This window comes from Rhodovibrio salinarum DSM 9154 (genome assembly GCF_000515255.1).
In the GTDB taxonomy this organism is placed as follows: domain Bacteria; phylum Pseudomonadota; class Alphaproteobacteria; order Kiloniellales; family Rhodovibrionaceae; genus Rhodovibrio; species Rhodovibrio salinarum.
The window spans coordinates 2,568,752-2,582,740 of sequence record NZ_KI911559.1 but is presented as its reverse complement, the minus strand read 5'-3'; the positions used below and the strand labels follow the sequence as shown (position 1 = coordinate 2,582,740).

The window sequence follows — 13,989 nt, the reverse complement described above, 5'->3', positions numbered from 1 at the left end:
CGGCTATCTTGTTGTTATACGGATCGGGATGGAACGGTAGTTCGGGAAAGGCTCAGGCGCTGAAGTCGTCATCGTCGTCGATGTCGCGCAGATGTCGTGGGCGGCGCGGACGCAGACCGATGGTGAACAGGTCGAAAGCGAGCAGCCCCACCAGAAACCCGCCAACGTGTGCAGCCCATGCGACCTGGGCGCCGCCGCTTGCTCCCGGCACGCCGGTAAATCCGGTCATCACTGCGATGGCAATCCAGATCAGCGCGACCGGCAGGATGCGGGTGCGTTGTCCCATCACCTGCGCCTGACGCGCCATCAGGCGCAGCACAGCCCCGAACAGCCCGCTGATCGCTCCGGAAGCTCCCACCACCGGGATCGTCGTTTCGGGATAGACGGCACAGTGCAGAGCGGCACCTGCCAGACCACTGACCAGATAGATCGCCAGCAGGCGCCGGCCGCCCAGAATCTTCGCCACCCCAGCCCCGAAGGCTGCCAGCATCACCATGTTGACGATGAGGTGGACGGGCCCGGCATGCAGAAATTGGTGGGTGAACGGTGAAACCAATCCCTGCCAGCCGGGCCAGTCCAGCACGGTCCAGCGGGCCGGTATGAAGCCCAGGTTGAAGAACAGAGCGTTCGTCCAGCGTACTGGGATGACCGCTGTAACCAGGTAGACAGCGACGTTGATTCCGATCAGCCAGCTGACGACACGCGGCAGGTTGATGGCGGATTTGCCGGGCCGGCGCGGCGGCGGTGGTGGCGGGCGATTGTCGTGACGGATGCTCAAGGAAACGGCGATCGATCGGTGAAAAAGGGGCAGGGTGGGGCCAGCCGGCGCAACCAACATGGCGAAGCTATCTCGGGGTGGCAAGGTACGGGTCGAATACGAGGCCCAAACACACTGCGACGTCGAACACCCCTGGAAATACGCGCGCCAACGCGCCATCGTCGGCAGCGCCATGACAGAACAGCCAGCCGACTTTGTTGCTTCGCCCACCGCAGACGCCGACATCACCGCCGATGTTGCCGTGATCGGTGGCGGCATTGCGGGCCTCACAATGACGCTCGCGCTTGCCCGCGCCGGTTTCCGTACCGTTTGCGTCGACCCACAGCCGCCGGAACCGGAGGTTGCGCATACGCTCGACGGCCGCACCACCGCGCTCCTGATGCCCTCGGTTCGGGCATTGGAGACGCTAGGTGTCTGGGCGCGCGTCGTCGCGGAAAGTGAGGGCTTGTGGCGGATGCGCATCGTCGACGACAGCGCTGGGTTCGACGAGACGCCCCACACGGCAGACTTCGATTCCGCCCGCTTGGACGGTGGCCCGTTCGGCTATAACGTGCCCAACCCGACCCTGCGCCGCGCGCTTTTGGCGGAGATCGGCGAACTCGATGCCGTGCAGCACATCGCGCCGCACAAGCTCGACCAGATCGATTACGGTCGTGACGGTGCGCGCGCGCGGCTCGACGACGGGCGGATCGTGCACGCGCGTCTGGCCGTGGGGGCTGACGGGAAGGGTTCCCCCTGTCGCGAAGCGGCCGGAATTCGCGCCCGGCGCTGGGGCTATGGGCAGACAGCGATGGCGTTCTCGATCGCGCATAGCCGTCCCCATCGTGGCACGTCGACCGAGTTCCACCGCCCGAACGGCCCGTTCGTACTGGTTCCGCTACCGGGCAACCGCTCTAGCGTCGTCTGGGTGGAGCGCGACGCAGGCGCCAAGCACTTCTTGGCGATGGACGATGCGGCTTTCCGCCGCGCGGTCGAGCGTCGGACCCGACGGATCCTGGGCGAGGTGACGGCCGTGGGTCCGCGCTTCTCCTATCCGGTAGGCAGTCTGCTGGCGGATCGCTACGCTGGTCGGCGGCTTGCGCTGGTTGGCGAATCCGCGCATGCCCTGCCGCCGATCGGCGCTCAGGGCCTGAACCTCGGCATCGCCGACGTCGCCACGCTCATCGAGGTTCTGGTCGCGGCCGAGCGTGCAGGCGAGGATATCGGCGATCCCGAGGTCACACGACGCTACGAGCGCCGACGCCGGCCAGACGTCGTAGCCCGCGCCTTCGCAGTGGATACGCTGAATCGCACGGTCCAGAGTAAAGTGCCCCCGATCGGTTTCCTGCGTCGACGCGCGCTCGGCGTGATCGACCGGGTCAGCCCACTCAAGGCTCGGCTGATGCGCCAGGGTATGCTGCCAGTCGGACCGTTGCCGCGACTGATGGACGGCATTGCGCCTTGGGCGCCCTGACACCGGAAAAATGGGGCGGTATGCTTTCAGGCATGTCCCCGAAGACCAGGTGCAGCCACGCAGATGGCGCTCTGGATCAGGAGGCGGCAGTATGGCGGCAGGCGGGTTGTTGGGTAATCTTGCTCGAACTGGATTGCCGCCAAGACCACAGCTGTTGACAAGGGCTTACCGGACCACCTAGGTCCGGCGCGATTACGCTACGGACGTTTCATGGGCCGCCTGTGTGCCGTGCCGAACGCGGAACCTGCCCGGCCCCTATTCGTTCGCATACCAATAATGGAAAACCGCGTGGAGGCTGGATGGCTAACCTAAACAGCTATTTAAAGGAACACACCAATCCACCGGTGTTCCTGATCTCGGCGGCGATGGTGGTCGCGTTCGTGCTTTGGGGGGTGTTGGCGCCGGGCAATCTCGGCGACATCGCCAGCAGCATGAAGTCCGGAATCTCCACCTACTTCGGTTGGTGGTACATCGGGTCCGTCACCGGGTTCCTGGTCTTCGTGATCTGCTTGCTGTTTTCGCCGTATGCCCGGATCAAGATCGGCAAGGATCACGAGGAGCCGGAGTGGAGCACCTGGGGCTGGTTTTCCATGTTGTTCACGGCCGGCATGGGGATCGGCCTAGTGTTTTACGGCGTTGCCGAGCCGATTTTCCACTTCAACAAACCACCGGTGGGCGAACCCGGGACTGCCGAGGCGGCCGTGACCGCGATGAACCTGACGTTCTTCCACTGGGGGCTTCATCCTTGGGCGGTTTACATCGTCGTTGGCCTCTCGATGGGGTACTTCTGCTTCCGGCATGATCTGCCGCTGCGCCCGGCTTCGGCGTTCTATCCGCTGATCGGCGAAGCGGTGTACGGCTGGCTGGGGAATCTGATCGACATTCTGGCAGTGTTCGGCACGCTGTTCGGTCTGGCGACCTCGCTGGGCCTGGGGGCGACGCAGATCAACGCCGGTCTGAACTCAGTGTTCGGTCTGCCGATCAGCGCCTCTTGGCAGGTGATTATCATTGGCGTGGTGACGGCTGTTGCCGTGACCTCGGTGATGGCCGGCTTGGACGCTGGTGTGCGTCGGTTGTCCGTGATCAACATGTACCTGGCGATTCTGCTTGCCTTGGTCGTGTTCGTTGTTGGCCCGACGCTGTTCATCCTTAAGTTCGTGATCGGCGCGACCGGCCACTACATCCAGCACCTGCCGGAGACGAGCCTGCGGATGTTCACCTTCTCGCAGGAAGGTAGCAACTGGATCAGCACCTGGACGTTGTTCTACTGGGGCTGGTGGATCGCCTGGTCGCCGTTCGTCGGCATGTTCATTGCCCGGATCAGCCGCGGCCGTACGATCCGGCAGTTCATCCTGGGCTGCTTGCTTGCGCCCACCGGCGCCTCGATCGTGTGGTTCACGATCTTCGGCGGCAGCGCGTTGGACATGCTTCTGAATGGCGGCAATCAGCTCCTCTCTGAGGCTGGTACCAACGATGCCATGTTCGTCCTGATCGAGCAGTTGTCCCTGCCGTCCGCGTTCGTCACGCTGTTCTCGCTGCTGGCGATCGTGGTCGTGGCGGTCTTCTTCGCCACCTCTTCGGACTCCGGCTCGCTCGTCGTCGACATGCTGACTAACGGCGGCGATCCGCACCCGATCTGGCAGCAGCGCTTGTTCTGGGCCGTGACAGAGGGGGGTGTCGCGGCGATTCTGCTGGTCGCTGGCGCCGCCACAGAGGGTGACCCGCTCAAGGCCCTGCAGACGGCCTCTGTGACCTCCGGGCTGCCGTTCTCGATCGTACTTGCGTTCATGTGCTGGGGGCTGATCCGTCAGTTGCGTTCGGAGACGATCCCGCCGCGCCAGCAGTCTGGCTACAAGACTCCCGCCGAGCGACATCGGGCTGCCGAGTAATCTCGGCCGCGCGCGAAGCGCGAAGCTCGAACTCACGGGAGAGACCGAATGCCGCCGTTCGCACCAACCGGTGCGGACGGCGGTTTTCGTTTTTACGTCTTATCGGCTGAGGTTTCTCAGACCTTTCCACGCGGGGCACGAAGGCTAATCAGGATCGCCCCGGCGAGGATCATGCAGATCCCGGCCCCTTCCTGAGGCGTCGGCATGTCGGCGAACAAAAGGGCGCCCCAAAGTGCCGCGAACCCCAGATAGGCCGTGTCGAAGACCCCAACGATGGGCGTGGGCGCAAGACGGTAGGCCAAGGCAACCGCCATGGCGATGATGGCCAATAGGACGCCCAAAAGGACCACCAGAAACCAGTCGGATGCACTGAGTTCTGGCCAAAACGCGAGGACGAACCCGGCTTTCTCCGGCGAGCTGGCTACAGCGAGCGCGACAAGCCAGAGACCGGCCACGGCGCAGAGGGTGATATTGAGATTCAGTGCCATTGCCCCGGCTGTTTCGTCCTGGCAGCGGCGCCAGGTGATGATTCCGGCAAGGGCGTAGAAACCCGCCGCGGCAAGCGGCAACAGCAGCAGGGGTGAGACGTTTCCTGGCTGTGGGTCGACCGTTAGGATGACGCCGGCCAGGGAGAGCGCGATCGCGAGCCAGCCGCGCCCACCGATCGGCACGTGCAGGGCGAAGCGCGCGATCAGCGCCATCCAGACAGGCGAGCTGTAGTAGCAAGCCGCCGCGAGCGCGAAGGACAACGCGGGCAGGGCGGCATAGTAGCTGAGCCACATCGCTGCCAGGCAAAGGCTTCGCGTGCAGACCCAGCCTGGTCGTTTGGGATAGAGCGCGGCCGCGCCGCTCATAGCGAATACTGCGCCGGCCAGGAGCCCGGCCGCGACGAGCGAGCGCAGAAGTACGAGCTGCCCCAGTCCGAAGCGGTCCCCGGCCAGTTTCACCAAAGCGTCCGAGAAGGAGAGGAGAAACACCGCGACCACGATCGCGGCGATGCCGAGTGTTGGCCCGCCAGCTCGGGCCGAAGGGACGGATATCCATGCCATAAGGTATGGAAAGCCGACTAGTATGGCTGCATAAAATGACTAGTCGTCGGAAAAACATGAGGCTTTGGAATGGATCGCCGCGCCCTGCCGCCGCTGTCGCGCCTGCGCCCCTTCGAGGCCGCGGCCCGGCATGAGAACTTCACTGCGGCGGCTGAGGAACTTGGCCTGACCCAGACGGCGGTGAGCAAGCAGATTGCCGCGCTCGAGGCCGATCTGGGCGTGGTGCTTTTCGAACGTCGCAACAGAGCGGTCTTCCTGACCGAGGAGGGACGCCAGTTCGGGCGGGTCGTCGGGGCCGCGCTTGCGGACATGGCGGCCGAGGCGGCGCGGCTGCGCGGCGCCCGACATCCCGGTGGTCTCGTGCTGCATTGCCAGCTCTGCGAGGCCTTTTACTGGCTGATGCCGCGTCTGGCCCATTTCCACAAGCGCCACCCCGGGTTGGAAGTGCGGGTGGTCAGTTCCCTCGCGCCCGTGACCGAGGTCGCCGAACCCTTCGACGTCGCCATCCAGACAACCGGACGGCCTTCGGGTTCGGCGCGGCTGGCCTTCACAGCGTCGGACGAGATCTTCCCGGTGGCCGCACCGAGCCTGATCGACGAGAGCGATCTCCCGCTCTCGCCGGCCGGGCTGGCGGAGTACCCGCTGCTTTCCCACCGGGTGGTGCCGCAGGACTGGATGGATTGGCCCGAGTGGTTCACGGCCATTGGGCAATCTATTCCGAGAGATGCCCGCATCGTCGATTTCGACAGCTTCCCGCTGGTCCTTCAGGCCGCGGTCGCCAGACAGGGGATTGCGCTTGGCTGGCGGCGGACGGTCACGGGGCTGATCGCCGATGGCAAACTGGTTCAGGCTTGTCGCGAGACCGTGGCGCGTCCTGCGGAAATCTCAGTCTTCCGCGGCACCCGGCGCGGCGATCCCAGACAGGCGGATGCTTTGCTTGCCTGGCTGCGGGCCGAACTCGAGGTCGCCTGAAGCGAACGGTCGTTGCGGGCGGGGCGTCTCGCCTACGTTCCAGGGTAAACCCTGCCAGGTTTGCAGATTCAATCCGGGTGGTCTGCCCGCGATGCATATGCATGAGAATTGTATTAGTGGAATTCCATGATATTTTGCCCTTCAGATTCACAGCCCCGAAGGGGCAGGGTAAGCATGGCAAGCGATCAAAAAACGAACGGGCAGCAGTGGTCCGATTTTGGCCGGCTCCTGCCGGCGGTCGGGCAGGCATGGCGGCGTATTCTCGGCCAACGTATCGCCGAGGAAGGCCTGTCCGACGCCACCGCGTTGCCGATCCTTGAGCTGCTGCGCGCAGGCGACAAGCTGATGCGTCAACGCGAACTGGCGCAGCGGCTCGGTCTGGAAAATTCCACCGTCGTCTGGATCATCGATGCCCTGCAAAAGAAGGAGCTGCTGCAGCGCCGGGAGGATCCCTCCGACCGCCGGGCCAAGCTGCTCGAGCTGACGGAAGAGGGGCGCGAGCTCGGCCTGCGGGTCGATCGGATTGCCGTGGCGTTGCGCGAGGAGCTGCTGCGGGACGTCGCGCCGGCCGATATCGAAGCGACTCATCGCTTACTGCTGCAGATGTCTGCCGCGCTTGAAGATTGCCAGTCCCGGACCAAGCGCGGATGAGTTCAGCCAAGCCTCTCGCGGTCGAAGACGTCGTCTTCTCCGTAAAGACGTTCAGCGCATCCATGCTGGCCTATTGGATCGCGTTGAGGTTCGGCTTGGAGCAACCGTTCTGGGCCGCGGGCACGGTTTATATCACCGCCAACCCTTTGGCCGGTGCCAATACGTCAAAAGCGGTCTACCGTCTTATTGGCACCGTGCTTGGGGCGGCGATGACCGTGGTACTCGTGCCCAATCTTTTCTTCTCGCCGGTGTTGCTGTCGCTCGGCATTGCCGGTTGGTGCGGCACCTGCCTGTTTATCGCCATGCTCGACCGCACGCCGCGGGCCTACTTGTTCCAGTTGTCGGGGTACACGGCGGCCCTAACCGGTTTCGCGCTCGTCAACACGCCGGAAGTGAGCTTCGACTATGCGGTGGCGCGCGTCGAGGAAATCGCCATCGGCATTCTCTGTTCCGCCGTGATCGCCCGCAGTGTGTTTCCGCGCGCGGCGGGGCCGGTGCTGGCGCGCCGGGTCGAGGGCTGGCTCGACAACGCCGGCAGCCTGACGCACGACGTTCTTCTTGGGAATGGCAAGACCGACGCCGCCTTGCGCCAACGCCACGATCTCGCGGCCGACGCGGTCGATCTGCGTAGCTTTACGACACACGTTGGCTACGAAGGCATTAAGGGCCAGGCGCTCACCAACCATATGAATGCGCTGCAGCAGCGTATGGTGGCGCTGTTGCCGCTGCTTTCGGAGATCGCGGACATCGTGTCCGAGTTGGACCGCAGCGCCGAGGGGCGTGGACGCGAGGGCATCTTGCTCGAGCGCATCGCCACCTGGATCAGCTCCTCGGACGAGGACGTGATTGCGCAGGCTGACGCGCTGCTCGCGGAGATCTCGCAGGAGCGGACCCCGAGGGAGGACCGGCCCAGGTGGCGGGACCTTTTGGTTGTGCGCCTTGCCAAGCGGCTGCGCGATCTCGTCGAGGTCTGGCGCGACTGCCGGCTGCTGCGGATGGATATGGCGCAGGGCTCCACGCACGCGCTCAGCCAAGCCTTGTCGGTCGGCGACCGGCGGCCGGCCAACCTCCATAGCGACTACGGCATGGCCCTGCTCTCCGCATGCGCGGTGGTCGTGGCCATCCTACTGTCCTGCAGCTTGTGGATCGCCACCGACTGGAGCTATGGCAGCTACGCCGTGCAGATCGCGAGCATCCTGTGTTGCGTGCTCGCCACCTTGGACGATGCGCGGCCCGCGCTGCAGAAGGTGATGCTTTATGTTGCGGCTGCGGCGTGCATCACCTTCGTCTACGAATTCGCGATCCTGCCATGGATCCATGGGTTCGTGCCCCTGGTCCTGGCGCTGGGGCTGTTCTTGATCCCCGTTGGCATCCTGCTCGCCATCCCCGCGCGCTGGCTGATGGGGTTCCAACTCAGCGTCAATTTGATCTACATGCTCCAGCTCGACGAGCGGCTGAGGATGGATTTCGTCGCGTTCGCGAACGTCAGCCTCGCGACGTTGATCGGGGTCGCGATCGCCACGATCGTACTGGCGACCGTCCGTGCGATCGGGGCCGAGACCAGCGCATCGCGCCTGCTGAAATCGGGCTGGGGCATGGTGATCGAGACCGCCCGTACCCCGCGCCGGATCGATCGCGAGACGGTGCTGCATCGCATGACCGACCAGCTCGGCCTTCTGGTGCCGAAACTCGCCGCCGTTGCGCCGGACTCAAGCCTGGTTGGCAACGACATCCTGCGCGACCTGCGGGTCGCTTTGGATACGCTCAAGATCCAACGCAACAAGAACGGCTTGTCCGCGCCCCAGCGCCAGACCGTGGAGGATCTGCTTGAACGGTTGGCGGCGCACTATCGCGCCCGGCGTGCGGGCAAGCCAGCCGAGACCGCTTCCCTGTTGATGACGCTCGATGCCTGTCTCAGGACGCTGCCGTTCGAGACACCCCTCGCGGCGCCACCGCGTCGCGTCCGGGATGCGTTGGTTGGGCTGCGCAACGCGCTGTTTCCAGCGAGCGATCCGCCGGAACTGATCGCAACGTCGGTGGAGGGGGGTGCATGAGGCCGGACCTCGACCTCTTTGGCGTTTATGTCCCGATGCTGCTGCCTCTGGTCCTTGGCTGCTACGGGGTGTTTCTCGCCATAAGACGGATGTTTTCGGCGGCTGGCCTCTATCGGCACGTCTGGCATCCGGCGCTTTTCAACGTCGCACTTTTTTTCACGCTCCTTGGGACCGCAGTGCTTTTACAAGAACGTCTTTCGCCATGATGTCTTCGCTTCGAAACCAAGCAGGCCGCATTCTCCTGACCCTCATTATGGTCGTCTGCGCGGTGCTGCTCGGCCGGCATATGTGGGACTACTACGTCAACGCACCCTGGACCCGCGATGGCCGGGTCACGGCTGACGTGGTGAAGATCGCCCCGGAGGTTTCCGGGACCGTCTTGCAGGTCGAGGTGACCAACAACCAAGCTGTGCAGCGCGGCGATGTCCTTTTCAAGATCGACCCGAGCCGGTTCCGGCTGGCAGTCGAGCAGGCGCAAGCAAAGCTGGAATCCAGCAAGGCGACTTTGCACCTGAAAAAGTCGATCGCCCGACGGCGCAAGTCCCTACGTGCCAGCGGCGCGGTCAGTGCGGAAACCGTCGAACAAGCCACGCGCGAGGCGGTTGCCGCCGAGGCGAACTATCGGGAGGCGCAGGCCGCACTCGATCTTGCCGAACTCAATCTGGAGCGGGCGACGGTCCGGGCACCGGCGGACGGCTGGGTCACCAACCTCCACCTGCGACCGGGCGACTATGCAACCGCCGGTCAGATGGCGGTCGCCATGGTCGATGCCGACAGCTTCCGGGTGACCGGATACTTCCTGGAAACCCAACTCGACCGCATCCGGATCGGGGATTCCGTGCGCGTCCTTCTGATGGGGTTCGATCCGGAGCTTGAAGGACATGTCGAAAGCATCGGACACGGTATCGCCGACAGCAACGATACCGCCGATCAGCATGGCTTGCCCGCGGTCGACCCAGTTTTCGAGTGGGTGCGCCTCGCGCAGCGGATCCCGGTCCGAGTGCGGATTGAGGACGTCCCGTCTGGCCTGCCGCTCGCCTCGGGCATGACGGCCAGCCTCTATGTCGAAGAATCCGAACCGGCCAACCGCACGGCGGAGATGGCCGAGCAGGCGTCGAGGCCATAGAAAGCCAACGCGGTGCGGCGCGATAAGAAGGAGCTTTTCGCACAGCTGCCGAGCCCGAAATTGGCGGGGGAGGAGGGATTCGAACCCCCGGAGGTGGGAACGCCACCTCTGCGGTTTTCAAGACCGCCGCATTCGACCGCTCTGCCACTCCCCCGCAGCGGCCCGGGTGCGCGCCGCGCTGTTGCGATTTAGACCGGGTGACCGGGCGGCATCAAGGTGGTGCGTGCAAACAGGGCGCACGGTCAATTGCCAGACCCCGACCTTTGTGGCAGAAGCGCCGGCATTGAAAGCGGACCGATTGCGGCGGTTCGCGAGTCGCGCTTGGAGTGCTCGTCCGATGGCCACGATTGCCTGTCTCCACAACGCCACGCGTCCCTCTGGTATCAGCCCGCGCCGGCGCTGGCTGGGTATCTGGGCGGGGCTGGCCACTGCTGTCGCGCTGATCGCGACCCCTGGAATGGCCACGGCACAGCAGGACGAGAAGCAAGCCGTCGTCGCGCCGCAGAACGATCAGCCGTTCGAGCAATGGCTGCAGGATCTGCGTGATGAGGCGCGGACGCAGGGTATTGCGGCGTCCACCCTGGAGTCCGCGCTGACGGACGTCGCGCCGGTTAACCGTGTCATCGAGCTCGACCGGCAGCAGCCTGAGTTCACGCAGACCTTCTGGAGCTACCTGGACAAGCGCGTTTCGGAGCAGCGCATTCAGCGCGGGCGCGAGATGCTCGCCGAGCACCGCGATCTGCTGCAGCGAGTCGCTGACGACTATGGCGTGCAGCCGCGCTTCCTGGTGGCCTTCTGGGGGTTGGAGACGAACTTCGGCGATTATCTGGGGTCCTTCCATGTGATCGATGCGCTGGCCACGCTTGCCTACGATCAGCGGCGTCCGGAGTTCTTCCGGGCGCAACTGTTGGATGCGCTGCGCATCGTCGACCAGGGTCACGTGACGGCCGACGGGATGATGGGCTCCTGGGCCGGGGCGATGGGGCATCTGCAGTTCATCCCTTCGACCTTTGTGAATCACGCGGTCGACCGCACCGGCGATGGCAAGAAGGACATCTGGGGGACATTGCCCGACGTCTTCGCCTCCGGCGCGAACTATCTGAGCGACCTTGGCTGGAAGGGGGACGAACTATGGGGGCGTGAGGTTGTGCTGCCGGACGGCTTCGACCTGCGCCAGGCCTCGCTGTCCGTGCGCAAGCCGCTTGACGCCTGGGCCAAGCTCGGCGTGCGCAAGGCAAACGGCCAACCATTGTCGACCCCTGCGGGCATGCAGGGATCGATCGTCCTGCCGCAGGGGCACGCCGGGCCCGCTTTTTTGGTCTATGAGAACTTCCGCCATATCCTGAGCTGGAACCGCTCGATCAACTACGCGATCGCGGTCGGGCACCTAGCCGATCGCATCGTCGGCTTGCCGGCGATCCAGCACGGTCGGGACGCCGACAACCGGCCGTTGTCGTTCGATCAGGCCGAGGAGATCCAGCGTCTGTTGAATCGGCTCGGCTTCGACGCCGGGCCGGTCGACGGCGTGCCGGGTTCGCAGACGCGCGCGGCGATCCGCGCGTTCCAGAGCGCCAACGACCTGCCGGCAGACGGTTACGCGTCGGTCCGGCTGTTGGAACGCTTACGCCAGAAAGCGACGCAATAGACGGTCGGCAGATGGGCCGCGCATGGGCAACGACTTGCCGGGCAATGGAAATTGCACGTATCTTGCGCATAATGGCCAGAAAAGCGTGGTGGAGCCCCAAAATGTTGCGGTCGATCCTTAGGGTTCAACAATTCCGATGACGCGCCTGACCGGGAAGCGAACTGCACTCGCAGTTCTATCTACGGCGCTGTTGCTGGGCGGCTGCGCGGAAACCCAACTGGTCGCGCACACCGCCAAGCAGGCGCGCAAGGCCGTTACACCCGACCAGCCGGACGGCCGCGGCGGCTACTACAAGGTCGGCAACCCCTATCAGATCGGGGGCGTCTGGTATCATCCCGAAGCGGACTACCAGTACAGCGAAACCGGGATCGCCTCCTGGTACGGGCCGGGCTTTCACGGCAAGACGACCGCGAACGGCGAGACCTACAATCAGAACGATCTGACGGCCGCGCACCGGACGCTGCCGATGCCGAGCATCGTGCGTGTGACCAACCTGGAGAACGGCAAATCGATCAAGCTGCGGGTCAACGATCGCGGCCCGTTCGCCCGGGGGCGCATCATCGACGTCTCCGCCCGTGCGGCCGAGTTGTTGCAGTTCAAGAGGCAGGGCACCGCGAAAGTCCGGGTCCAGGTCGTCGCGGCGGATAGCCGGCGGCTGGCGGGCGAGGTGGAAACGGCGGGCTTGTCCGACGAGCGCGCTTCGCCCACGCGAAGCGGCAACGCGGAGCAGGGGCACGGAGACAACAACCAGCAACAGCGCCGCCAACCGGGCGCACAGTCAGGCACGCGGGAACAGGTCGACACGCCGGAAGTCGACGGGCGGGTCACACAGCAGCCGGTCAAGGACACCAGCATATTCGTCCAGGCCGGCGCGTTCACGCAGTACGCCAATGCCAACCAGTTGCGCGCCAAGCTGTCGCCGCTTGGAAACGCCCGGATCGAACGTGCAATGGTCAATGATCGCCGGTTCTTTCGCGTGCGCCTAGGGCCGCTGCAAACCGTCGAGTCAGCCGACCGGCTGTTGAACCGGGTGGTCTCCAAGGGCTACACGCAGGCGCGCGTGGTGGTAGACTAGCAGCGAACCGCGCCCGCGCCTCGGACGGACTCTGAGCGTTCGGTCGGAACGCCATATTTCGACCTTCATGCCGCAATACAGCCTGCCGGGGCAGGCCATCTAGCTCCTGCCACGCCATCCTCTTCCTGATCGACCGAGACGTGACACCAACCATGCGCCGCACCCTGATCCGCTCCTTTTTCGCGCTGTTCGTGCTGGCTGTCGGCAGCGCGCCGGCCAGCGCGTTTGAAACCGAAGCGCGCGAAGCCGTCGTGATGGACTTCAACACCGGTACGCTGCTGTTCGAAAAGAACGCCCGGGAAGCGATGCCGCCGGCGTCGATGACCAAGCTGATGACGGCCTATGTGATCTTCGACCGGCTGAAGAACGGCGATCTCTCGATGGACGACACCTTTGTCGTGTCCGAAAAGGCCTGGCGGAAGGGCGGCTCCAAGATGTTCGTCGAGGTCGGCAACGAGGTTTCGGTCGAGAACCTGTTGCAGGGCATGATCGTCCAGTCCGGCAACGATGCCTCGATCGTGCTGGCAGAAGGGATTGCCGGCAGCGAGGACGCCTTCGCCGATATCATGAACGACTACGCCGAAAAGCTGGATATGCCGGCGACCAACTTCGAGAACGCGACCGGCTGGCCAGACCCTGAACACCGGACAAGCGCGCTTGGCTTGGTCCGCTTGGCCAGGGCCCTGATCGCGAACTTCCCGGACTATTACGAACGCTTCTACGACCAGCTCGAGTTCACCTGGAACGGCATCCGTCAGTATAACCGCAACCCGCTCCTGCGTCGGAACATGGGGGTCGACGGGTTGAAGACCGGCTACACCCGCAACGCCGGCTACGGCTTGACCGCTTCAGCCATGCGCGATGGTCGCCGCGTGATCACCGTCGTCAACGGGCTGGACCGTCCGAGTGGGCGGGAGAACGAGAGCGCGCGGCTGATCGAGTGGGCGTTCCGCGAGTTCAAGAACGTCGTCCTGTTCGAGGCCGGCGAGACGGTCGAGCAAGCCGAAGTCTGGCTGGGCAGCCAGCCGAGCGTGCCGCTCGTGAGCGAGCAGCGGCTCGAGATGACCTTGCCGGCGGACGCCACCGACAGCATGACGGTTACCTTGACGTACGAGGCGCCGATCCCCGCGCCGATCGAGGCCGGCGAACAGCTCGCCACGCTCACGATCGAGGCGCCGAGCATCGAGACCCGGACGATTCCACTCAAGGCGGGTGAGACGGTCCCACAGTTGGGCACGTTCGGCCGGATCGTCTCCGGCGTCGAATACCTCGTCTTCGGCGCGCCTTAAGCGTGCTT

The 13,989-nt window shown here is 64.6% G+C and carries 12 protein-coding genes and 1 tRNA gene; 10 read left to right on the top strand and 3 right to left on the bottom strand.

What is annotated here, in order from left to right:
- Positions 1 to 52: 52 nt before the first annotated feature.
- Positions 53 to 838 (bottom strand): rhomboid family intramembrane serine protease, encoded by a 786-nt coding sequence (locus RHOSA_RS22140; protein WP_051432093.1) that lies wholly within the window; start codon positions 836 to 838, stop codon positions 53 to 55.
- Here RHOSA_RS22140 and RHOSA_RS0111960 point away from each other — a divergent pair.
- Positions 837 to 2,231: an FAD-dependent oxidoreductase gene (locus RHOSA_RS0111960; protein WP_051432092.1), complete on the top strand. Its 1,395-nt coding sequence runs from the start codon at positions 837 to 839 to the stop codon at positions 2,229 to 2,231. The two genes, RHOSA_RS22140 and RHOSA_RS0111960, sit on opposite strands and share 2 nt — an antisense overlap.
- 299 nt (positions 2,232 to 2,530) lie before the next feature.
- Complete coding sequence (locus RHOSA_RS22135; RefSeq protein ID WP_051432091.1) at positions 2,531 to 4,120, top strand: BCCT family transporter; 1,590 nt, start codon at positions 2,531 to 2,533, stop codon at positions 4,118 to 4,120.
- Positions 4,121 to 4,236: 116 nt separating this feature from the next.
- Here RHOSA_RS22135 and RHOSA_RS0111950 read toward each other — a convergent pair whose 3' ends face one another.
- Positions 4,237 to 5,169 carry a DMT family transporter gene (locus tag RHOSA_RS0111950; RefSeq protein ID WP_051432090.1) on the bottom strand — a complete coding sequence of 311 codons (933 nt, stop codon included), beginning with the start codon at positions 5,167 to 5,169 and terminating at the stop codon, positions 4,237 to 4,239.
- A 69-nt stretch (positions 5,170 to 5,238) separates the two neighbouring features.
- Between RHOSA_RS0111950 and RHOSA_RS0111945 the strand changes: the two genes are divergently transcribed.
- The 5 genes from RHOSA_RS0111945 (at position 5,239) to RHOSA_RS0111925 (ending at position 9,972) form a co-directional block, all read left to right on the top strand.
- Positions 5,239 to 6,141 carry a LysR substrate-binding domain-containing protein gene (locus tag RHOSA_RS0111945; protein WP_027288856.1) on the top strand — a complete coding sequence of 301 codons (903 nt, stop codon included), beginning with the start codon at positions 5,239 to 5,241 and terminating at the stop codon, positions 6,139 to 6,141.
- A gap of 174 nt (positions 6,142 to 6,315) precedes the next feature.
- Complete coding sequence (locus RHOSA_RS0111940; RefSeq protein ID WP_027288855.1) at positions 6,316 to 6,792, top strand: MarR family winged helix-turn-helix transcriptional regulator; 477 nt, start codon at positions 6,316 to 6,318, stop codon at positions 6,790 to 6,792.
- Positions 6,789 to 8,846 carry an FUSC family protein gene (locus RHOSA_RS0111935; RefSeq protein ID WP_027288854.1) on the top strand — a complete coding sequence of 686 codons (2,058 nt, stop codon included), beginning with the start codon at positions 6,789 to 6,791 and terminating at the stop codon, positions 8,844 to 8,846. Before RHOSA_RS0111940 ends, RHOSA_RS0111935 begins: the two co-directional genes overlap by 4 nt.
- Positions 8,843 to 9,052 (top strand): DUF1656 domain-containing protein, encoded by a 210-nt coding sequence (locus tag RHOSA_RS0111930; protein WP_027288853.1) that lies wholly within the window; start codon positions 8,843 to 8,845, stop codon positions 9,050 to 9,052. Before RHOSA_RS0111935 ends, RHOSA_RS0111930 begins: the two co-directional genes overlap by 4 nt.
- A complete protein-coding gene (locus RHOSA_RS0111925) occupies positions 9,049 to 9,972 on the top strand; it encodes an efflux RND transporter periplasmic adaptor subunit (RefSeq protein ID WP_437123669.1) in 924 nt (307 codons plus the stop codon). Before RHOSA_RS0111930 ends, RHOSA_RS0111925 begins: the two co-directional genes overlap by 4 nt.
- Positions 9,973 to 10,033: 61 nt before the next feature.
- On the opposite strand, the gene RHOSA_RS0111920 is transcribed toward RHOSA_RS0111925, so the two are convergent.
- Positions 10,034 to 10,126, bottom strand: a tRNA-Ser gene (locus tag RHOSA_RS0111920).
- Positions 10,127 to 10,309: 183 nt separating this feature from the next.
- On the opposite strand from RHOSA_RS0111920, the gene RHOSA_RS22125 reads away from it, so the two are divergent.
- From RHOSA_RS22125 to RHOSA_RS0111905, 3 genes are all read left to right on the top strand, one after another.
- Complete coding sequence (locus RHOSA_RS22125) at positions 10,310 to 11,617, top strand: lytic murein transglycosylase (RefSeq protein ID WP_081728685.1); 1,308 nt, start codon at positions 10,310 to 10,312, stop codon at positions 11,615 to 11,617.
- A 136-nt stretch (positions 11,618 to 11,753) separates the two neighbouring features.
- A complete protein-coding gene (locus RHOSA_RS0111910) occupies positions 11,754 to 12,692 on the top strand; it encodes a septal ring lytic transglycosylase RlpA family protein (RefSeq protein WP_027288851.1) in 939 nt (312 codons plus the stop codon).
- A 152-nt stretch (positions 12,693 to 12,844) separates the two neighbouring features.
- Positions 12,845 to 13,981, top strand: coding sequence for a D-alanyl-D-alanine carboxypeptidase family protein (locus tag RHOSA_RS0111905; protein ID WP_051432089.1), 1,137 nt, complete (start codon positions 12,845 to 12,847; stop codon positions 13,979 to 13,981).
- Positions 13,982 to 13,989: the final 8 nt, after the last annotated feature.

What these genes read in the sequence shown, in the direction of transcription:
- RHOSA_RS0111960 (WP_051432092.1), top strand. Translation starts at nt 837, where the DNA reads ATGGCGAAGCTATCTCGGGGTGGCAAGGTACGGGTCGAATACGAGGCC.
- RHOSA_RS22140 (WP_051432093.1), bottom strand. Translation starts at nt 838, where the DNA reads ATGTTGGTTGCGCCGGCTGGCCCCACCCTGCCCCTTTTTCACCGATCG.
- RHOSA_RS22135 (WP_051432091.1), top strand. Translation starts at nt 2,531, where the DNA reads ATGGCTAACCTAAACAGCTATTTAAAGGAACACACCAATCCACCGGTG.
- RHOSA_RS0111950 (WP_051432090.1), bottom strand. Translation starts at nt 5,169, where the DNA reads ATGGCATGGATATCCGTCCCTTCGGCCCGAGCTGGCGGGCCAACACTC.
- RHOSA_RS0111945 (WP_027288856.1), top strand. Translation starts at nt 5,239, where the DNA reads ATGGATCGCCGCGCCCTGCCGCCGCTGTCGCGCCTGCGCCCCTTCGAG.
- RHOSA_RS0111940 (WP_027288855.1), top strand. Translation starts at nt 6,316, where the DNA reads ATGGCAAGCGATCAAAAAACGAACGGGCAGCAGTGGTCCGATTTTGGC.
- RHOSA_RS0111935 (WP_027288854.1), top strand. Translation starts at nt 6,789, where the DNA reads ATGAGTTCAGCCAAGCCTCTCGCGGTCGAAGACGTCGTCTTCTCCGTA.
- RHOSA_RS0111930 (WP_027288853.1), top strand. Translation starts at nt 8,843, where the DNA reads ATGAGGCCGGACCTCGACCTCTTTGGCGTTTATGTCCCGATGCTGCTG.
- RHOSA_RS0111925 (WP_437123669.1), top strand. Translation starts at nt 9,049, where the DNA reads ATGATGTCTTCGCTTCGAAACCAAGCAGGCCGCATTCTCCTGACCCTC.
- RHOSA_RS22125 (WP_081728685.1), top strand. Translation starts at nt 10,310, where the DNA reads ATGGCCACGATTGCCTGTCTCCACAACGCCACGCGTCCCTCTGGTATC.
- RHOSA_RS0111910 (WP_027288851.1), top strand. Translation starts at nt 11,754, where the DNA reads ATGACGCGCCTGACCGGGAAGCGAACTGCACTCGCAGTTCTATCTACG.
- RHOSA_RS0111905 (WP_051432089.1), top strand. Translation starts at nt 12,845, where the DNA reads ATGCGCCGCACCCTGATCCGCTCCTTTTTCGCGCTGTTCGTGCTGGCT.